15 protein-coding genes are annotated in these 20142 nt (G+C 71.0%); 10 read left to right on the top strand and 5 right to left on the bottom strand.

Translation table 11 applies throughout. The annotated features are described in order from the left end of the window. The first annotated feature begins 275 nt into the window (after positions 1-275). The 4 genes from ACFYTQ_RS22170 to ACFYTQ_RS22155 are packed head-to-tail and all read left to right on the top strand — an operon-like array spanning position 276 to position 7688. Positions 276-3137: a DUF5691 domain-containing protein gene (locus tag ACFYTQ_RS22170; protein ID WP_387363903.1), complete on the top strand. Its 2862-nt coding sequence runs from the start codon at positions 276-278 to the stop codon at positions 3135-3137. Beyond that, entirely contained in the window at positions 3134-4237 is a 1104-nt protein-coding gene (locus tag ACFYTQ_RS22165) for an AAA family ATPase (protein WP_387363901.1), read from the top strand. The genes ACFYTQ_RS22170 and ACFYTQ_RS22165 overlap by 4 nt, the downstream gene beginning before the upstream one ends. After that, entirely contained in the window at positions 4234-6507 is a 2274-nt protein-coding gene (locus ACFYTQ_RS22160) for a DUF5682 family protein (RefSeq protein WP_387363899.1), read from the top strand. The genes ACFYTQ_RS22165 and ACFYTQ_RS22160 overlap by 4 nt, the downstream gene beginning before the upstream one ends. 29 nt (positions 6508-6536) lie before the next feature. Continuing rightward, a complete protein-coding gene (locus ACFYTQ_RS22155; protein WP_387363896.1) occupies positions 6537-7688 on the top strand; it encodes a VWA domain-containing protein in 1152 nt (383 codons plus the stop codon). Positions 7689-7877: 189 nt separating this feature from the next. Here ACFYTQ_RS22155 and ACFYTQ_RS22150 read toward each other — a convergent pair whose 3' ends face one another. Together ACFYTQ_RS22150 and ACFYTQ_RS22145 are read right to left on the bottom strand one after the other, a co-directional pair. Next, positions 7878-10400, bottom strand: a complete 2523-nt coding sequence (locus ACFYTQ_RS22150; RefSeq protein ID WP_387363893.1) for an ABC transporter permease — start codon at positions 10398-10400, stop codon at positions 7878-7880. Then, positions 10400-11173, bottom strand: coding sequence for an ABC transporter ATP-binding protein (locus ACFYTQ_RS22145; protein WP_387363891.1), 774 nt, complete (start codon positions 11171-11173; stop codon positions 10400-10402). The genes ACFYTQ_RS22150 and ACFYTQ_RS22145 overlap by 1 nt, the downstream gene beginning before the upstream one ends. 101 nt (positions 11174-11274) lie before the next feature. Between ACFYTQ_RS22145 and ACFYTQ_RS22140 the strand changes: the two genes are divergently transcribed. Next, the gene (locus ACFYTQ_RS22140; protein ID WP_387363888.1) at positions 11275-12009 is read left to right on the top strand and encodes a phosphatase PAP2 family protein; all 735 of its coding nucleotides are present in this window, start codon (positions 11275-11277) and stop codon (positions 12007-12009) included. On the opposite strand, the gene ACFYTQ_RS22135 is transcribed toward ACFYTQ_RS22140, so the two are convergent. After that, positions 11984-13573: a protein kinase gene (locus ACFYTQ_RS22135; protein WP_387363885.1), complete on the bottom strand. Its 1590-nt coding sequence runs from the start codon at positions 13571-13573 to the stop codon at positions 11984-11986. The two genes, ACFYTQ_RS22140 and ACFYTQ_RS22135, sit on opposite strands and share 26 nt — an antisense overlap. A gap of 221 nt (positions 13574-13794) precedes the next feature. Between ACFYTQ_RS22135 and ACFYTQ_RS22130 the strand changes: the two genes are divergently transcribed. The 3 genes from ACFYTQ_RS22130 to ACFYTQ_RS22120 all read left to right on the top strand — a co-directional run bounded on the left by ACFYTQ_RS22130 (position 13795) and on the right by ACFYTQ_RS22120 (position 16807). Next, positions 13795-14565 (top strand): deoxyribonuclease IV, encoded by a 771-nt coding sequence (locus ACFYTQ_RS22130; RefSeq protein ID WP_387363882.1) that lies wholly within the window; start codon positions 13795-13797, stop codon positions 14563-14565. A gap of 90 nt (positions 14566-14655) precedes the next feature. Then, positions 14656-15579, top strand: a complete 924-nt coding sequence (locus ACFYTQ_RS22125) for a TauD/TfdA dioxygenase family protein (RefSeq protein ID WP_387363880.1) — start codon at positions 14656-14658, stop codon at positions 15577-15579. Positions 15580-15595: 16 nt separating this feature from the next. Continuing rightward, complete coding sequence (locus tag ACFYTQ_RS22120; RefSeq protein ID WP_387363877.1) at positions 15596-16807, top strand: CaiB/BaiF CoA transferase family protein; 1212 nt, start codon at positions 15596-15598, stop codon at positions 16805-16807. Here ACFYTQ_RS22120 and ACFYTQ_RS22115 read toward each other — a convergent pair. After that, a complete protein-coding gene (locus ACFYTQ_RS22115) occupies positions 16798-17223 on the bottom strand; it encodes a pyridoxamine 5'-phosphate oxidase family protein (protein ID WP_387363874.1) in 426 nt (141 codons plus the stop codon). The two genes, ACFYTQ_RS22120 and ACFYTQ_RS22115, sit on opposite strands and share 10 nt — an antisense overlap. Positions 17224-17365: 142 nt before the next feature. Here ACFYTQ_RS22115 and ACFYTQ_RS22110 point away from each other — a divergent pair, with 142 nt between their 5' ends. Further along, complete coding sequence (locus ACFYTQ_RS22110) at positions 17366-17704, top strand: hypothetical protein (protein ID WP_387363871.1); 339 nt, start codon at positions 17366-17368, stop codon at positions 17702-17704. 7 nt (positions 17705-17711) lie between these two features. Here the strand turns inward: ACFYTQ_RS22110 and ACFYTQ_RS22105 are convergent, their stop codons facing one another. Beyond that, positions 17712-18434, bottom strand: coding sequence for a TetR/AcrR family transcriptional regulator (locus ACFYTQ_RS22105; RefSeq protein WP_387363868.1), 723 nt, complete (start codon positions 18432-18434; stop codon positions 17712-17714). A gap of 44 nt (positions 18435-18478) precedes the next feature. On the opposite strand from ACFYTQ_RS22105, the gene ACFYTQ_RS22100 reads away from it, so the two are divergent. Further along, positions 18479-20002: an FAD-dependent oxidoreductase gene (locus ACFYTQ_RS22100; RefSeq protein WP_387363865.1), complete on the top strand. Its 1524-nt coding sequence runs from the start codon at positions 18479-18481 to the stop codon at positions 20000-20002. The last annotated feature ends 140 nt before the right edge of the window (positions 20003-20142 follow it).

Genomic DNA, 20142 nt, shown 5'->3' with positions numbered 1-20142 from the left:
GTTCACCCGGTTCGGGCGGCTCGGATCAACCGAACAGGTCAGAATAGAGGAGCTCGTGCCGCCGGGCAATAGGGCTCGACCCGGTAATTCCGCGCTGCGCCAGCACAATTCGGTCCGCTACCGCTCGGCGAACGAATTCGCCCGAGCGCCGTCCCGAGCCCGATCCGACCGCCGTCCGCGGCGGGGAGGATGCTCGAAGCGAGCCCTCCACCTGCGGTGACCATTCTTGTCGGTGGAGTGCGGTACAAATCCGGGCAACAAGGAGAGGGGGACGCATGACGACATCTCACGCGGGGGTCGAATCCGAGCCGTTGACGGCCGAACAGGTCGCCGCCCTCGCGCCTGACGCGGCGTCGTTGACCGCCGCCCGCAAGCTCCGCGGGCGCTGGCGCGAAACGGGCCGCCGGGCGGACGCGGTGTGGGGGCTGTGCGCGGGCAGCGGGGCGCGGCCGTACCAGACCGTCGTGGACGTCTCCGGCCCCGCCTACAAGTGCACGTGCCCGAGCCGGAAGTTCCCCTGCAAACACGCCCTCAGCCTGCTGCTGGCCTGCTCGGAGGGCGATGTGCCCGAGGCGGCGACGGTCGCCGACTTCGCCGCGGAATGGCTCGCCGGTCGAGCCGCCCGCGCCGCGAAACGACCGGCCGCCGGACCGCGGACGCCCAACCCCGCCACGGTCGAACAACGCCGGGCGCGAGTGAGCGCCGGACTGGCCGATCTCGACATCTGGCTCGGCGATCAGATCCGCACCGGGCTGGCCCAGTCGGACCGTTCCTTCCGGGCTCTGGAGGGTATGGCGGCCCGGATGGTCGACGCCCAGGCGCCCGGCGTCGCGAGCGCCCTGCGGCAACTTGCCCGCAATATCGTCCTGCGGTCGGACTGGCCGACGCTGCTGCTGCGCGAGTACGCCCGGCTGCATCTGCTCGCCACCGCGCACCGTCGGCTCGACCGGCTCACACCCGAGACCGCCGCGAGTGTGCGTGCGCACGTGGGGCATTCGATCACCGCCGAGACGGTCCGCGCGGACCAGCCGCCGATCCGGGACGAGTGGATGGTGCTCGGGCGGCGCGTCACCGAGGAGGATCGGCTGCACACCCGTCGCACCTGGGTGCGGGGCCGAGCGAGCGGGCGTTGGGCGATCATCGTCGACCACAGCTTCGGCGGCCCCGAATTCCCCGCCGACGCCCCGACGCCCGGCTGGCAGCTCGACGCGAATCTGCACTTCTACCCGGGTGCGGCCGCGCTGCGGGCGCTGTGGGGTCAGCGCTACGCGAGCGCGGTCCCCTTCACCACGCTGGCCGCGCCGCGGCGCACGGATATCGCGGCGGCGCTCGCCGAGCACGCCCGCGCCCTGGGGGCCGACCCGTGGCTGCGGTCCTGGCCCGTGCTGCTGAGCGAGGTGGTGCCGGTGGTCGACGGCGAGCAGTGGTGGCTGGCCGAATCCGACGGCGCCGCACTGCCTTTGGCGCGGGCCGTCGAGCCGCCGTGGCGACTGTTCGGATTGTCCGGCGGCCACCCGGTGACGGTGATCGGCGACTGGACGGCCGAGGGGCTGGTGCCGGTCTCGGCGTTCACCTCCGGCGCGATCGTCGACGTGGCCGTCGACACGCTCGGCGGCGGCCTCGTAGAACCGCCCGCGGCGTTGCTGTCCGCGGCGCTGCTCGGCACGGCCCGGCGGCCCCTGGATCTCGCCGCCCTGCCCGAGGCGGTCGCCGCCGCGGTGGGCGCGGCGGCCGGGGATCCGGCCGAGAGCCTGCTCGAGGCCGCCGCGGCGCAGGACCTCTACGCGCGCGGCGGCGTCGTGCCCGCGCGGGCGACGCTGCCCGATCCCGCGCCCGACGATGATCGGCCACTGCTCCCGGCCGCCGCCGCCCGCCGCCTGGCCCGATCGGTGCGCGAGAATTCGCCGTTCCTGCCCGAATGGTTCGACGCCGCCGCCCCGCACGACTTCCGCGCGCCGGACGCCCTGTGCAGCCTGTTGCTGGACCAGGCGAAGGCCCGAGCGGCGCTGCGCGAACCCCTGCTCCGGCTGGCGGGCCCGCGCGGACGCTGGCTGGCGCAGCGTAATCCGCAGTGGCGCACGCTGATTCGGGCCGACGTCGACGATCCGTCGGTCTGGTCGCACGGCCGTCCGGCCGAGCGGCGGGCCTGGTTGGCGGCCGTGCGGGAACGGGAGCCGCGCGCGGCCCGCGAGGCGCTCGCGGACGGTTGGCACACCGAGGCGGCGGCCGCCCGCGCGGATCTGCTGGCGGTCCTCGCGGCGGGGCTCACCCCGGCCGACGAGCCGCTGCTCGAGTCCGCGCTCGACGACGTCCGCGCGGATGTCCGCCGGGTCGCGGCGGATCTGCTGGCGCGCCTGCCCGATTCGGCCTTCGCCGACCGGATGCGGCGGCGCGCGGCGCAATGGATCCGACTAGACGGCGACCGGCTGACCGTCGAATTCCCGTCGGCGCTGGACGACGCGGCCCGCGCCGACGGGCTCGCCGACCGCACCGGCGACACCCCCTACCGGGTCGACGGCTCCCCCGACGCGGCGGCGGAATGGTTGCGCCGGCTGGTGGCCGCGACGCCGCTGACGCACTGGACCGGCCTCTTCGACGGCCCGCGCCGCGTGACCTCGCTGCGGATGGACGAGCGGATGCTGGGCCCGATGTTCGCGGGCTGGGCCGACGCCGCCCGCGCGCAACGCGACGACCGGTGGGCCGCTGTGCTGTTCGACATCCTCACCGACACCCCGACGCTCGGCACCGACCCGAATGTGCGGCGCGAGTTGTTCGCCCTGCTGCCGCTAGACGAGCGGGTGCGCCGCCTGCGGCGGCTGGACAGCAGCTGGCTGGCCGAGATCGAACTGCTCCTCGCCGCCGTCCCGCGCCCGTGGCCGACGCCGCTGGCCGACCACGTGCTGCGACTGCTGGCCGACCGGGCGCAGGTGGCGGCCGCGCGCCCGGACGCGCCCGGCCACTCCCCCGCGTCCTATCGCACCCTGTTCCACACGGCCACGCTGAACTTCCCGGTCACCGCGGCCGGGGCCGTCGCCCGCACGGCCCACCGCTGCCCGGATCCGTACTGGCAGAACGCTTTCGAACAACTCGCCGAGAACCTGACCGAACGCACCACGATGCTCGAGGAGCTCCAGTGACCACGACCGAGTCCCCGCGCGACGAACTGCTGCGCCCGCACGCCGAACAGGCCTTCGCCGACGAACTGACCGCGCTCGCCGCGATCGACGACCGTCCCCGCCCGCCGTCCTGGCGACTGTCGCCGTGGGCGGTGGTGACCTATCTGCTCGGCGGAGTCCTCGCCGACGGGACCGTGGTGTCCCCGAAGTACGTGGGGCCGCGCCGGTTGCTGGAGGTCGCCGTCGCCACCCTGGCCACCGACCGCGCGCTGCTGCTGCTCGGTGTGCCCGGCACCGCGAAAACCTGGGTGTCGGAACATCTTTCGGCCGCCATCTGCGGGACGTCCACGCTGCTGGTGCAGGGCACCTCGGGCACCGCGGAGGAGGCGATCCGCTACGGCTGGAACTACGCCCGCCTGCTCGCCGAGGGTCCGAGCGAGGGCGCGCTGGTGGCCTCGCCGGTGATGACCGCGATGCGGGACGGATCGATCGCGCGGGTGGAGGAGCTGACCCGCATCCCCTCCGACGTGCAGGACGCCCTCATCACCATCCTCTCGGAGAAGACCCTGCCGATTCCCGAACTGGGCCGGGAGGTACAGGCCGCCAAGGGTTTCAACGTGATCGCCACCGCCAACGACCGCGACCGCGGCGTGAACGAGCTGTCCTCCGCGCTGCGCCGACGCTTCAACACGGTGGTGCTCCCGCTGCCCGCCGACGAGGACGAGGAGGTCGCCATCGTGACCCGCCGCGTCGAACAGCTCGGCGCGGCACTGGAATTGCCGACCGTGCCCGCCGCGGCCGAGGAGGTGCGGCGCGTGGTGCGGGTCTTCCGGGAACTGCGCTCCGGGATGACCGCCGACGGCCGCACCAAGCTGAAATCGCCGTCGGGGACATTGTCCACGGCCGAGGCGATCTCGGTGATCACCAACGGCCTGGCGCTGTCGGCCCATTTCGGCGACGGCGTGCTGCGCGCCTCCGACGTGGCGGGCGCCGTGCTGGGCGCGGTCGTCAAGGATCCGGTCGCCGACTCCGTGGTGTGGACCGAGTATCTGGAGGCCGTGGTGCGCGAGCGGCCGGAGTGGTCGGACTTCTACCGCGCGTGCCGCGAGGTGCACCCATGACTCCCGCGGCCCCGGCGGAAACAGACTCGGTCACAAGGGTTTTCGGCATCCGTCATCACGGGCCCGGTTCGGCGCGCTCGCTGCGGCTGGCGCTGGAACGGTTCCGGCCGGACATGATCCTCATCGAGGGCCCGGCGGACGCCGACCCCCTGGTCGGCTTCGTCTCGTCCGCGGAACTGTGCCCGCCGGTGGCGGTGCTGGCCTACGTCCCCGACGCCCCGGCACGCGCGGCGTTCTGGCCCTTCGCCGTCTTCTCCCCCGAGTGGCAGGCGCTGCGCTACGCGACGGAAGCCGATGTCCCCGTGCGCTTCTGCGACCTCCCCGCCACCCACACCCTCGCCCTCGACACCGAACCCGGCGACCGCGGCGACCCCCTCGCCGCCCTCTCCGCCGCCGCGGGCTACGACGATCCCGAACGCTGGTGGGACGCCGTCATCGAATCCGCCGCCGACGCCGATATCTTCGACGCGGTCACCGAGGCGATGGCCGCCCTGCGCGAAGACCTCACCCCCGCCACCTTGGAGCAGCCGGATTCGACTGCGGCACAGGAGGTCTCGGAACACGTCGAACCTCCGACGGCGGGAACGATCGACCGGCACACCCTCGTCCGCGAGGCGTACATGCGGCAGACCATGCGAAAAGCCTTGAAGGAGGGCGCTACTCGGCTCGCCGTCGTGTGCGGGGCCTGGCACGCCCCGGCGCTGACCGGAAAGCTGGGGCCCGCCGCGCCGGACGCTCGATTGCTCAAGGGCCTGCCGAAGGTCAAGACCACGCTGACGTGGGTACCGTGGACGCATTCGCGGCTCGCGGGAGCGTCGGGATACGGGGCGGGGGTGACCTCGCCGGGGTGGTATCACCATCTGTTCACCCGCACCGAGCGGCCGATCGCCCGCTGGCTCACCATGGTCGCGGGCACCCTGCGACGCCACGACCTGCCCGTGTCCAGCGCGCACATCATCGAATCCGTCCGGCTCGCCGAGACGCTCGCCGCCCTGCGCGGGCGACCGCTGCCGGGCCTGTCGGAGGTCACCGACGCCACCCGGGCCGTACTGTGCGAGGGGGACGAGACGATGCTGCGGCTCGTCACCGCCGAACTGGTGGTGGGCGAGGCGCTCGGCACGGTCCCCGAGGACACCCCGACCGTCCCAATGGACGCGGACCTGCGGGCGCGGGCGCGCACGCTGCGGCTCAAACCGCAGGCCCTCGCCCAGCAACTCGACCTGGATCTGCGCAAGGACCGCGATGTGGCGAGATCCCATCTGCTGCACCGGCTCTCGCTGCTGGACATCCGATGGGGCGTCAAGACCGACAGCGAGGTCCGCAATACCGGGACCTTCCGGGAGACATGGACGCTGCGCTGGGAGCCGGAGCTGTCGGTCGCGGTGGTCGAGGCGTCGCGCTGGGGCACCACGATCCGCACCGCGGCCGAGGCCAGAATCCTCGACCGGGCCGCCGCCGACACCACCCTCGGCGAGCTGAGCGGCGCATTGGCGGACGCGCTGCTCGCCGATCTGCCCGACGCCGTCGCGGGCCTGGTACGGCGGCTGGAGACCGTGGCCGCCCTCGACCACGACGTCACCCACCTGCTCGCGGCGCTGCCCAACCTCGTCCGCACCCTGCGCTACGGCGATGTGCGCGGCACCGACCTCGGCGCGCTCACCCGGGTGGCCGACGGGCTGCTCATCCGGATCGGCGCCGGATTGCCCAGTGCCGTAACGGGTCTGGACGCCGACGCGGCCACCGCGCTGCGCACCCAGATCGACGCCGCCCATCTCGCCGTCGCGACCAGGGACGACGCCCGAGCGACCGATATCTGGCTGACCACCCTGCGCACCCTCGCCGACCGCGACGACGTGCACGGAGCCCTCGTCGGCCGCGCGGTCCGCCTGCTCTGCGACGCGGGGATCATCGACGACGCGGAATCCGCGCGCCGCCTGTCGGCCGCCCTCTCGGTCGGGCACAGCCCCGCCGACAAGGCCGCGTGGATCGACGGCTTCGTCGGCGGCCGGGGTCTGCTGCTCGTTCACGACCGAGAACTGTTGCGGCTCATCGACTCCTGGCTCACCGGACTCGACGAGGACCAGTTCGTCACGACGCTCCCCCTGCTGCGCCGGACCTTCGGATCGTTCGAGGCGGGCGAGCGGCGCTCGATCGGCGAGGCCGTCGGCCGCGGCGCCGCGCACCGGCCGACGGACATCGCCGACCTCGATCCCGACCGCGGCGCGACGGCACTCGCCGCGCTGACCGAAATCCTGGTGGCGGCACGATGACACACGCGAACGAACGAGCGGGGGACCCGATGAGCGCACCGGAACGACGCTGGCGGCTGGTGCTGGGCGCACCCGCGGAAACCGGGCTCGGCGGCCTGGCCGACGCGGCGGACATCGCCATGGACCGGGCGCTGTCGGCGCTGTACAACGCCGACGAGCAGAGTCCGTCGGAGAAGCGCTCGGCCGGACTCGGCGGGTCCGCGCCGAAGGTGGCGCGCTGGCTGGGCGATATCCGCACCTACTTCCCGTCGACGGTGGTCGAGGTGATGCAGCGCGACGCGGTCGAGCGGCTGAACCTCACCCAGCTGCTGCTCGAACCGGAGTTGCTCGAGGCCGTCGAACCCGACGTGCACCTGGTCGGCACGCTGCTGAGCCTGAACCGGGTGATGCCCGAAACCACCAGGGCCACAGCGCGTTCGGTGGTGGAGAAGGTGGTGCGCGAGATCGAACGACGGGTCGCGGCGCGCACGGTCGCCGCGGTCTCCGGCGCGATAAACCGGGCCGCGCGCGTCGCCCGGCCGCGGCCGCGCGATATCGACTGGGATCGCACCATCCGCCGCAACCTCGCGCACTACCTGCCCGAGCACCGCACGGTTGTCCCCGAACACCTGGTCGGCTACGGCCGCCGCGCCCGGGCGGTGCACCGGGATGTGGTGCTGGCCATCGACCAATCCGGATCGATGGCCTCGAGCGTGGTCTACGCCTCGGTCTTCGGGGCGGTCCTGGCGTCCATGCGCGCGCTGCGCACCTCGCTGGTCGTCTTCGACACCGCCGTCGTGGATCTCACCGACCAGCTCGACGACCCCGTCGACGTCCTGTTCGGCACCCAACTCGGCGGCGGCACCGATATCAACCGCGCCATCGCCTACTGCCAGCAGCTCGTCACCCGCCCCGCCGACACCCTGTTCATCCTGATCTCCGACCTCTACGAGGGCGGTATCCGCGCCGAGATGCTCCGCCGCACCGCCGCCATGAAGGAGGCGGGCGTGCAGGTCCTCGTCCTGCTCGCCCTCTCCGACGACGGCGCCCCCGCCTACGACCACGAAAACGCCACGGCCCTCGCCGCTCTCGGCATCCCCGCCTTCGCCTGCACCCCCGACCGCTTCCCCGACCTCCTCGCCCAGGCCCTCAATCGGGGGGACATCAGAGCCTGGGCCGACACCAACGCGGGCAGATCCTGACCCGGACCGACTTCGAAACTCCCAGCGCCACATCAGCTTTCGTGGATACGAGCACGCGCACCAGCCCATCGCCATGGCACTCGCCCGGGAACCGGCGTCCGGTGCGACCGCCGCGAATTCCGGCACCGATGGCCGAGGGGGCGGCAGCCCCTCGCGAAAAGGGCTGCCGCCGTGGCCGATTCGAGCCCCTCAGAGATCCGCGATCGCCGCCAACGGCGGGGTGCGGGCCGCCCGGACCGCGGGCCACAGCGCGGCCAGCACGCCGACGACGCCGGAGCCCACCAGCATCAGCGCCACCTGCGACCACGGCACCGCGATCTGATCGATCCCCAGATCCCGCAGGGTGCGCAGGAATCCGGCGCCCAGGCCGAGCCCGAGGACCACGCCGATCACCGCGCCGAAGACGGCGATCAGAATGGACTCCAGGTAGATCGAGCGCCGCACCTGCGGGCGTTGCATGCCGACCGCGCGGAGCATGCCGATCTCCCGGCGACGTTCCACCACCGACAGGGCCAGCGTGTTGACGATGCCGAGGACCGCGATGACCACCGCGAGGGCGAGCAGGCCGTAGAGGATCGCGAGCATGGTGTTGATCTGCTGACCCTGCGTGCCCTTGAACTGCTCGTGATCCTGGACCTGCACGATCGCGAACTGGTCGGTGGCCTTCTCCAGATCGGCGCGCATGGCGGACAGGTCGGTGCCGGGCTTCGCGGTGACCAGCACCAGGAAGTCCGAGCGCAGCGACACCGGCGTCACCTGGTCGTACACCGCGGGCGGCACGACGAGTTTGCCGAGCAGTTGGGTGTCCTTGTAGACGCCGGACACCGTCAGCGGAACCTTCTTGTTGTCCATGCTGGTCAGCTCGACCCGCTCCCCGACCCGCCAGCCCCGCTCGTCGGCCAGGCCCTGCGAGATCAGCAGATCACCGTCGCCGAGTGCCCGCGAACCCTGCCGCAGTTCGAAATTCAACACCGCCTCGATCGGCCCGTCCGGCGAGGTGGCCACCATCGAGTCCGACCCGGCCTTCAGATTCGTGCCGCGGACGGCGACCACATCCTGAACTCCCGCAACGGATTTCACCGCGTCCCCGGCCGCGACCGGCACGCCGACGAAACTGCCGGTCGGGCCCGCCAGGATGTAGTCGGCCCGCACGCCCTTGTCGACCAGCTCGCCGATGCTGGCCTTGGCCGAGGCGCCGAGCATGGCGATGGCGGTCACCAGCATCACGCCGAGGGTCAGCGCGAACGCGGTCGCGGCCGTGCGACGCGGATTGCGCACCGCGTTGTTGCGCGACATGCGCCCGATCGGCCCGAGCGCGGCGACCACCACGCCGAGCGTTCCCACCACCGGTCGCGACAACCACGGCGAGGCCAGCAGCACCGCGAGAATCAGTGCGCCCGCGCCGATTCCGACCGTGCGCGCGGCGTCGCCGCCCGTCGATCGCGCGCCCAGCACCGCCAGCACCACGCCCGCGATCGCGAGCACCGTGCCGATGATCGTCCGCCAGCGCAGCGACTCCCCGACCGAGGCGAACTCCTCCCGCATCGCCTCCACCGGAGGGATGCGGGCCGCGCGCCGGGCGGGCGCGTAGGCGCTGAGCACCGTCACCACCACGCCCATCCCGATCGCCACGCCCACGGTGCGCGGCCGCACCGACATGGCCCCGGTCGGCAGGCCGAGGTCGAACGCGTTCAGCAGCCCCGACAGGCCGAAGGCCAGCGCGATACCCGCCCCGAGACCGATTGCGCTGCCGACCAATCCGATGACCAACGCCTCCGACACCACCGACAACCCGACCTGCCCCCGGCTGGCGCCCACCGCGCGCAACAACGCCAGTTCGCGCAACCGCTGGGCGACGATCATCGAGAAGGTGTTGTAGATGATGAACGTTCCGACCAGCAGCGCGATCGCGCCGAAGGCCAGCAGGAAGTAGTTCACGAACTTCAGCGCGTTGCCGATCTGCGCCTTCAGATCCTCCCGGACCTGCGGCCCGTCCTGAACCTTGAAGTCCGGCAACGCCTTCGCGATCCGATCGCGCAGGTCGTCGGCCCGCACCCCGGGTGCGGCCGCGACGTCGACATAGGCCACGTAGTGCCCGTCGGTGAACAACTGCCGCGCCTGCTGATCGCTGAACAGCAGACCGACGAAGCCGCCGGTGTCCGACGGCACCGAGTAGATGCCGGAGACGGTCACGTCGATGGTGCCGCGCGAGGGGATCAGCACCTTCGCCTTGTCGCCGACCTTCAGCCCGGCCCGCTTCGCCCCGCCCGAATTGAGCGCGATCTCACCGGGATTCGCCGGGGCCGCGCCGTCGATGATCTTCTGCGGTTCCGCGATGGCGCGATCGGGCGGGATGTAGGACTGCCCCCAGCTGGGCGCGCCGCCGGTCTGCACGGCGTGCCCGTCCTTCAGCAGCACCACCGGGCCGTTCACGCTCGGCGCGATGGCCCGCACCCCGTCGATCTTCGACACCACGTCGGCCGCGGCCACCGGAACGCCCAGGGACTGGCGCTCTTTCGGGCTCACCCGCACGTCGACGCCCTTGGCCTGCTCGGCGAAGATGCCGTTGAACGTGTTCTGCAAGGTGTCGGTGAAGACGAACGACCCCGCGATGAACGCGGTCCCGAGGATCACCGACAGCAGCGTGAGCGCCAGGCGCACCTTGTGCGCGCCGAGGTTGCGCAGGACGACCTTGCGCATCGGATTGGCCATCAGACGTTCTCCAGCGACTTCATCCGATCGAGCACGGATTCGGCCGTGGGAGCGCGCAATTCGTCGACGATGCGGCCGTCGGCGAGGAAGACGACGCGGTCGGCGTAGGAGGCGGCGTGCGGTTCGTGGGTCACCACGACCACGGTCTGACCGAACTCGTCGACCGCCGCGCGCAGGATCGACAACACCTCACCGGAGGAGCGGGAGTCGAGGTTGCCGGTGGGTTCGTCGCCGAAGATGATGTCGGGCTTGCCCGCCAGCGCCCGCGCGCAGGCCACGCGCTGCTGCTGACCGCCGGACAGCTCGCTGGGCCGGTGGCGCAGCCGGTCGCCGAGGCCGAGGCGGCCGATGACCGTGTCGAGCCACCGCTGATCCGGTTCGCGGCCCGCGATGTCCAGCGGCAGCGTGATGTTCTCCAGCGCGGTGAGCGTCGGCACCAGATTGAACGCCTGGAAGACGAATCCGACCCGGTCGCGACGCAGCCGCGTCATCTGTTTGTCGGACAGGCCCGTCAGATCGGTGTCACCGATGTGCACGGTCCCCGAGGTGGCGGTGTCCAGTCCGGCCAGGCAGTGCATGAGGGTGGACTTCCCGGATCCGGACGGGCCCATGATCGCGGTGAATTCCCCTTGGACGAAATCCGCCGACACCCCGTCCAGGGCGCGGACCTGGGTGTCCCCCATTCCGTACAGCTTGACCAGGTCGATGGCGCGAGCCGCGAGCGCGGTCGCCGTTGATGCGGTGGGTTCGGTGCCTAGGGCATCGGCAGTCATGCTCTCCAGTCTTGCGGCCACGCCACCGTCGCGCCATCCGGATTTTCACCCAATACCCGGGGCGGAAACCCGCTTCCGCCGTCGCGCCTATTCTCGTTGCCATGGCGTTGCTCGCGCTGGCCCTGCTGGCCGCCCTGGTCACGGCGGTGCTCGTGCGGCGCGGGACCCTGCGCTGGGCGGGCGCCTGCGCGCTGGTCGCGGTCGCCACCCTGAGCGCGGGCGCGATCGAACTCACCCGCGACGTGGTCACGGACAACGGCGCGGCCCGGTTCGATCCGACCGCGTTGAACTGGGTCGTCCCGCACCGGCGGGGCTGGCTGACAGCGCTCGCGACGACCGTGACCGATCTCGGCGCGACCACCACGATGGGCGCGGTGGCGATCGCGTCCTGCGCCTGGCTGGCGTGGCGGCGGCGCTGGGCGGAGTCGGCCTTCGTCGCGAGCGCGGCCGTCGGCGCGGCGGTGATCGGTTCGGTGCTGAAACCGGCGGTGGGCCGCGATCGGCCGCCGCCGCTGGATCGGCTGGTGGCCGTGGCCCATCCGTCGTTCCCGTCCGGGCACACCCTCGGCGCCACGGCGGTGGTGGGCGCGCTGACCGTGCTGGTCCTGCTGTCCCCCGCGCGGCGCGCGGTCAAACTCACGGTGAGCACGGCGGCCGCGATCTTCGTTGTGGCCGTGGGCCTTTCGCGCCTGTACCTGGGCGTGCACTGGTTCACCGACGTGCTGGCGGGCTGGTGCCTGGGCGCGCTGTGGCTGATCGTCTGCCTGATCGGCTATCGGATCGCCACCCGCGCGCGGCCGAGCGGTCCGGCTAGCCCCCGGCCAGCGCGCCGATGATGGCCAGCACGACCACCAGCAGCACCACCACGCCCACGATGATCGCGAGGACCAGTCCCACATTGGATTTGTTGCGCGGCGCGGGCGGCCGATACCCGTAGCCGCCCTGCTGCTGCGGATAGCCGGGCGTGGACCGGTAGACCGGCTGCGGCGGCGGAGTCGCCGACCGCACGGCCGCCGGATTCGGATAGGGCGTCGGCCCGACGGTCGGATTCGAGGGCCCCGTCGCCGGGCGCGGCGCGCCCGCTCCCGTACCCCACGCGGGACCCGCCGCCTGCTGATTACCGCTCGCCGCAAGCGGATTCGCGGCACTGCTCCCCCACGCCGGACCACCGGCGTTCTGCGCCCCACCGCCCGGGACCGCGGGATGCGCGGTACCGCTCCCCCACGCCGAGCCACCCGCACTCTGCCCACCGCCACTCGCGCCCGCCGCACCGCCACTCCACCCGGCGTTTTGACCGCCGCTCGCGGCCGCCGCCCCACCGCTCCACCCGGCGTTCTGGCCGCTGCTCGGGACCGCGGGATGCGCCGGGTTGCTGCCCCACGCCGGGCCACCCGCGTTCTGGCCGCTGCTCGGGGCCACCGGGTTCGCGGGGCTGCTACCCCACGCGGTCGCGCCCTGACCCCGGACCACGGGCATGCCGGGACCGGTGCCCGGTCGGCCCTGCGTCATCATGCCGGGACCGGTCGTGGAACGGGGCGGGGTGGCGAACGGCACGGCCGGGGCGCTCGACGGCGCGAAGGCCCGGCGGGCGGCGGCGGCGAAGTCCGCGCAGGTGTCGAAGCGGTCGTCGGCGCGCTTGGACATCGCCTTGGTGAGCACACCGTCCAGCCCGGCGGGCAGGCCCTGCCGCACACTGCTCAGCACCGGCGGCGGACTCTGCAAGTGACCGCGGATGACGGCCGCGGGATTGGGCGCGCTGAACGGCCCGGTCCCGGTGAACAGCCAGAACAGGCTGCACGCCAACGAGTATTGATCCGAACGGCCGTCGAGGTTGGCCCCCGTGAGCTGTTCGGGCGAGGCGTAGGCCAGCGTCGCGGTGAACGTGCCGGTCTGGGTGAGATGACCACCGTCGTCGCGCAGCCGGGCGATGCCGAAGTCGGTGAGGTACACCCGTTCCCCGCGGCCGCCGGTCGAGCGCGCGAGCAACATGTTGCCCGGCTTGACGTCCCGGTGCAGCACTCCGTTGCGGTGCGCGTAGTCCAGGGCCTCGGCGACCTCGGCGACGATCTGCACGGCCCGCTCCGGCGGCAGCGTGCGCGGTTCCACGCTGGCGGCGTCGATGCCGTCGATGAACTGCATGGAGATCCACAGCTGACCGTCCTCGAGCCCGCGGTCGTACACGGTGACGATATTGGGATGGTCCAGCTGCGCGACCAGGTCGGCCTCGCGTTCGAAACGGGCCCGAATCTCGGTGTCGGCCACCATTTCCCGATTGAGCAGTTTCAACGCCGTCATCCGCGGCAGGCGCGGATGCTTCGCCAGATAGACCGATCCCATGCCACCGCGGCCGAGCAACCGCTCGATGACATAGCCAGCGAATTCGTCACCGTTGGCCAGCATGCAAGCTCCCACTTCCCGTACCGCGCGACGGGACCCGCCTTCGCACGGCAGTACCGCATGAAATGCCCGTCGCCGCCCTCGGACCGACCACGGAAAACACCGAAACCATAGCAGTCCCGCAGGACCGCCACGCCGACGGAGATTGATACGTCCCCGTCCCCGCCCCCGGTTCGATGCCCGCCCGGACATTCCTGTCGGAGCCTACCGATACCCTCGTGATCATGCGCATTGGAGCACACGTCCGCCAAGACAGTGATCCGATCGGCTTCGGTGAGCGATTGGGCGCCGAGGTCATCCAGATGTTCGTCATCGATCCGCAGGGCTGGGAGAAACCGACGCCGCATCCGCGGGCCGAGGAGATCAAGTCCAGTCCCATCGACGTGGTGGTGCACTCGTCGTATCAGATCAACGTGGCCAGCACGAACAACCGGCTGCGGATGCCCTCGCGCAACGCGGTGGCCCAGCAGGCGCAGGCCGCCGCGGACCTCGGCGCGTTCGGCCTGGTCGTGCACGGCGGCCATGTGCGCTCCGACGCCGAGATCGAGGCCGGAATCGGCAACTGGCGCAAGCTGTTCGAACGCCAGGCGGACAAGGGCGGTTTCGCGGTCCCGATCCTGATCGAGAACACCGCGGGCGGCAATCACGCGATGGCCCGCCACTTCGACGCCATCGCCCGGCTCTGGGACGCCGTCGGCGACCACGGCGCGGGCTTCTGCCTCGACACCTGCCACGCCTGGGCAGGCGGGGAGGAGCTCGTCGGGGTGGTCGAGCGCATCCGCGCCATCACCGGTCGCATCGATCTGGTCCACCTCAACTCCTCCCGCGACGAGTTCAACTCCGGCGCGGACCGGCACGCCAATTTCGCGGACGGCACGATCGATCCGCAACTGCTGGCCGAGGTCTGCCGCACCGCCGACGCGCCGGTCGTGCTGGAGACGCCCGCCGAGGGGTTGGCCGAGGACATGGCGTATCTGCGCGAGCACGTGGGGTAGCACTTTGCGATCCGGGTGACCGTAATGGTGTCCCCGGAGAGCCCGGCCGTGGTCTGCTCGGAGCCGTTCGGTTCCAACGAAAGGCCTTGTATGTCTGTCGATTACGCAGCAGCCACGGAGACCGCCGTGCGGGTGGTCAAGCTCGGTACCCACATCGGCGCGCGGATCGATGGGGTGCGGCTCGGCGGTGATCTCGACCCGGAGACGGTGGCGACGATCCGCGCGGCGCTCAACGAGCACAAGGTGATCTTCTTCCAGGGGCAGCAGCACCTCACCGAGGACGGCCAGTACGAATTCGCGCAGTTGCTCGGCACCCCGACCACCCCGCATCCGACCGTCACCTCCCGCGGGATCAAGAGCCTGGCGATCGACTCCCAGCACGGCCGGGCCAACAGCTGGCACACCGACGTCACCTTCGTCGACCGCGTGCCCAAGGCGTCGATCCTGCGCGCGGTGACGCTGCCCAGCTACGGCGGCTCGACCACGTGGGCGTCCACGGTCGCGGCGTACAACTCGCTGCCCGAACCGCTGAAGCGGCTCGCGGAGGGTCTGCGCGCCCGGCACTCCAACGTCTACGACTACGTCAGCGAGGAACACGACCGCGCCCGCACCGATCGCACCGAATTCGAGTCCACCTTCTACGAGACCGAACACCCGGTCGTGCGCGTCCACCCCGAAACCGGCGAAAAGGCTTTGCTGCTCGGCCATTTCGTCAAGCAGATCGTGGGGGTGTCGAGCGCCGAATCGCAGGCGCTGTTCCGGCTGTTCCAGGATCGGGTGACCCGCCTCGAGCACACCACCCGCTGGAACTGGTCGCTCGGCGACGTCGCCATCTGGGACAACCGCGCCACCCAGCACTACGCCATCGACGACTACGACGGCGGCGAGCACCGCAAGCTGACCCGCATCACCCTCGCGGGCGACATCCCGGTCGGCGTGGACGGCGTGCCCAGCACGCCGATCGCGGGCGACGCCGGGCACTACTCGATCGTCGAGGACGTCCGCGCCGCCTAGCTGGCATGCTCTCCGCATGGAGATTCGCCCCTTGGACGGGATTCGGGTGCTCGAACTCGGCAACTACATCGCGGCGCCGACCGCCGGGCGCATACTCGGCGACTTCGGCGCCGACGTGATCAAGGTCGAGCGTCCGAAAACCGGTGACGAGCTTCGTAATTGGCGGCTCTACGGGGGTGACACCTCGATGCTGTACCGCACGGTCAACCGCAACAAGCGCTCCATCACCCTGGACCTGCGCACCGCGGCGGGCCGTGCGGTCGTGCTGGATCTGATCCGGCACTGCGATGTGCTGCTGGAGAACTTCCGGCCCGGGATGCTGGAGAAATGGGGACTGGGTCCGGACGTGCTCGACGAGGCCAATCCGGATCTGGTCGTCACCCGGATCTCCGCCTACGGGCAGACCGGGCCGCTGGCGGGTCGTCCGGGTTTCGCGGCGGTGGCCGAGGCGGTCGGCGGCCTGCGCGAACTGGTCGGCGATCCGGATCGCCCGCCGGTGCGGGTCGGCGTGTCGATCGGCGATTCGATCGCGGGCATCTACGCCGCGTTCGGCACGGTCATGGCCCTGTTCCGGCGCGATCGCGCGGACGGCCGAATCCCCTTGGACCAGCGCGTGATCGACGTCGCGCTGAACGAGTCCATCCTGTCGGTGATGGAGTCGCTCGTCCCGGACTACCTCGCCTACGGCATCCGCCGCGAGCGGGTCGGCGGACGCATGGAGGGCATCGCCCCCAGCAACGCCTACCCCTGCTCCGACGGCACCAGCATCATCATCGGCGGTAACGGCGACGCCATCTTCCAGCGCTACATGCGGGTGATCGACCGGCCCGATCTGGCCGCAGACCCGGAACTCCAGGACAACGCGGGCCGCTGGCGGCACCGCGAACGGCTCGACGCCGCCATCGCCGAGTGGACCCGGCGGCACTCCCGGGACGAGGCCCTGCGGATTCTGGAGGAGGCCGCCATTCCGTGCGGCCCGATCTACACCGCCGCAGATATCGCCGACGATCCACAGTACCGGGCCCGCAACATGATTCAGACCTTCCCGGTCGACGTGGGCGAACCGGAACCCAAACCGGTCGGCTTCACCGGCATCGTGCCCGTCATCGGCGGCCGCTCGCTGCCGATCCGCTCGGTCGGCCCCGATCTGGGCGAGCACACCCACGAGGTGCTGCGCGAACTGCTCGGCATGTCCGACGCCGAGATCGCCGCGCTCGATCAGTCCTGATCGTCCTCGAGCTTGTCGATCAACTCGATCCCGGTGACGATATCGGGTTTGATCCGCACGATCCGGTGCTGCGCGCCCGGCAGCCAGGGCTCGACGAGCCCGTCGTAGTGGGCGACCTCGTCGGCGTCGAGGACGGGTTCGGCCGTGCCGGTGAGGATTACGCACCACCCGAGCTGGGTCTGGTGGTCGATCGTGTCGGCCTCGTAGGAGACCACCTGGCGGTCCGAATGCATGGCCACGATGTTCAGGTTGGCGTAGACGATCACCTGCTCGCCGTCGAGGAGATGGTTGACCGGACGGATGGTCGGCAGGGCGTGCCGCGCGAACACGATCCGGCCGAATCGCACCGATCCGAGCAGTCGCAGGGCATCACCATTGGTCAGTTCGCGCAGCTCTCGCCGGCTTCGGTCCGCCATGCTCCGATTATCCTTGGCGGTCTGGGGATCCGGGCGGCCGCACCGGACGTGAACGCTCACGAATCGGACTAGTATTGAAACGACACCTTTCCGAGTCCAACAGCGAGGCTCGCGACCACCGCCGTTCGCGACCGGAGGAAACGTGGATTCTGTGCACGACCGCAATGGCGTGAATCTTCCCACGCCCCAAGGCATTCAGCGCGACGAGTCGCTGAGCGATCGAGCCGAGTTCACCACCCTGAGCGACCGCTTGGTGCGCCACCTGTTCGATGTCGGTTTGCAATTACATTCGCTGCGTGCGGTTTTCGAGCGACGTTCCGACACCGACGCCGAACTCCGGGAGGCCAGCGACGCGGTGACCGGCCTGCTCGACGATCTCGATCTGCTGATCCGCGACACCGCCCTGGCCGTCCTGGTGCTCGAACGCGAACCCGAAGCGCCCGAGGTCAATCCGCCGATGCGCCGCAAACGCCGCCGCTGATCGAGCGTTATCGAGGCAACCCCAGGCGGTCGGTGATTCCGTCGAGCAGACACGCCAGCGTCCAGGCGACCGGATCGTCCGGCCCCGAACCGGTCCGGCCCCGGAACCAGCGCGCGAAGGCCGGATAGCGATCGCCGGACAGCATCGGCTCCACGACCGGGCGGGCGGCGGCCTCGAGTTCGGCGTCGGTGCGCAGGCCGATCCGGTCGCGCATGCGCAGTTCCTCGGCCGATTGCAGTGCGGCGCCGACGATGTGGCCGTCCACCGCCCCGGTGAGCAGGGTCAGCTCGTCGGCCGACAGCCCCAGCGGCTCCAGCAGCGCGAAGCGGAAATCGAAGTAGCGCAAGGCGTTCGGGCCCAGCGGGGGGCGGGTGTGCACGAGTTCACCGAACCACAGGTGGCGGCGGATCACCTCCCATGTGTTCAGCGCCAATCGCTCGAGGCCCAGTCGCCAGCTCCCGGCGTCGGCGGGGAGCGGGATCTCGCCGTAGACGGCATCGATCATGAGATCGACCAGACCGTCCTTGCTGCCGACATAGCGGTACAGCGACATAGGGGTGGACGCGCCCACGGCCGTGGCCACCCGGCGCATGGTGAGCGCCCGCGCGCCCTCGGCGTCGGCGATCGCCAGGGCCGCACGCAGGATGTCGGCCCGGCTCAGGCTCGTCGTCGGCCGTCCCGGGGGTTCGGGCAGCGACCAGATGAGCGGGCCGGGCGCCTCGTCGGTCATCACACCTCCTTGCCCGCATTCAACCATTCGTGTACTAAGTACACATGGTGTACGAGATACACGAACCTCGCGTTGTGATTGTCGGCGGCGGCCTGGTGGGGCTGTCGGCGGCGCTGTTCCTGCGGTATCACGGTGTGGCGGTCACGCTGGTCGAGCGGCGGGTGACGACGTCGCCGCAGCCGAAGGCCCGGCGCGTGAACATCCGGACCATGGAGTTGTTCCGGCAGATCGGCATCGCGGAGGAGGTGTTCGCCGCCGCGGCCGATCTGGCCGAATTCCAGGCGATGGCAGCCGGTCCCACGCTGGCCGAGGCCGAGCGGCTCCCGTTCACCCTGCCCGGCGGCGTGCCCGAGTGGGACACCATCACCCCGACCGCGGCGTGCCTGTGCGCGCAGGACACGCTGGAACCGGTGCTGCGGCGACTCGGGGAGGAGCGCGGCGCGGATATCCGGTTCGGTGTCGAGTGTGTCGAATTCACCGAGGACGCAACGGGTCTCCATGTCACACTGCGGTCCGCGGACGGTTCGATGAGTGTGATGCGCGCCGCCTGGCTGATCGCGGCGGACGGGGCCGCGAGCCCGATCCGGCGGCGGCTCGGGATCGCCCGCAGCGGGCGCGGATCGCTGGGACGCGCGGTGAACGTGTACTTCCGAGCCGACCTGTCGGATGCGGTGCGAGGCCGGGAGTTCAATCTCTGCCAGATCGAAAACCCCGTGACGCCAGGCGCTTTCCTCTCGGTGGACGGACGCTACCGGTGGATCTTCAGCACGGCCGTGGACATCGATCGCCCGGCGGACGACTGGGCCGAGGTGGTACGCGAGGCCCTCGGCGTGCCCGACGCACACCCGGAGATACTCAGCGTACTGACTTGGGAGCCAGGAATGTTCGTAGCCGACGCCTACCGCTCGGGCCGCGTCTTCCTCACCGGCGACGCCGCACACGTCATGCCCCCGTACGCGGCCGCGGGCGCCAACACCGGAATCCAGGACGCCCACAACCTGTCCTGGAAACTGGGGTGGGTGCTGCGCGGCGACGCGAACCCGACCCTCCTGGACAGCTACCACACCGAACGCCACCCCACCGGCTGGCACATCGCCGACCAGTCCAGCATCCGCACCCCCGACCTACGCCGCATGACAACCGATTCCACCGACGGCACCCCATTGGCCGACCCGATCGCCCTCATCCTCGGAACCCGTTACGCCACAGGCGCTCTCGTACCCGACGGCAGCCCACACACAATGACCCGCCTCGACCTACACGGCCAGCCCGGAACCCGCCTCCCCCACCGGTTCTCGACCGACGGCAGGTCTACCCTCGATCTCATAGGTACGGATTTCGTATTGCTCACCGGGCCGGACGGCGAAGCCTGGCAGTCGGCGCGACAGTCGGTACATGTCCACGCCCTAGACGAATCGTGGTGCTACACAGTGGATGTGGAACGCTCCGGCGCGGTCCTGGTACGTCCGGACCAGATCATCGCCTGGCGGGTGGAGACGTTGCCCCACGATCCCGGCGGGGCGGTGCGACACGTCCTCGGGGACGTCACATCCGCACACCGACGCTGAGCCGACTTCGTGGCACTGTGAAGCAACCCCAAGGCAGCCGCACCTTACTGTTGACTCCCTCGGACGGTCGGTCGCGAGCGCCCGAGTGCCACCGCCTGACGCGCTGCTGATATGCCCCTCCGGAACGTACGCTCATGCCG

Source organism: Nocardia sp. NPDC004068 (assembly GCF_042874315.1).
Taxonomy (GTDB): domain Bacteria; phylum Actinomycetota; class Actinomycetes; order Mycobacteriales; family Mycobacteriaceae; genus Nocardia.
Note: the sequence above shows the minus strand (reverse complement) of the source record. Positions and strands in the feature narration are given on the sequence as shown.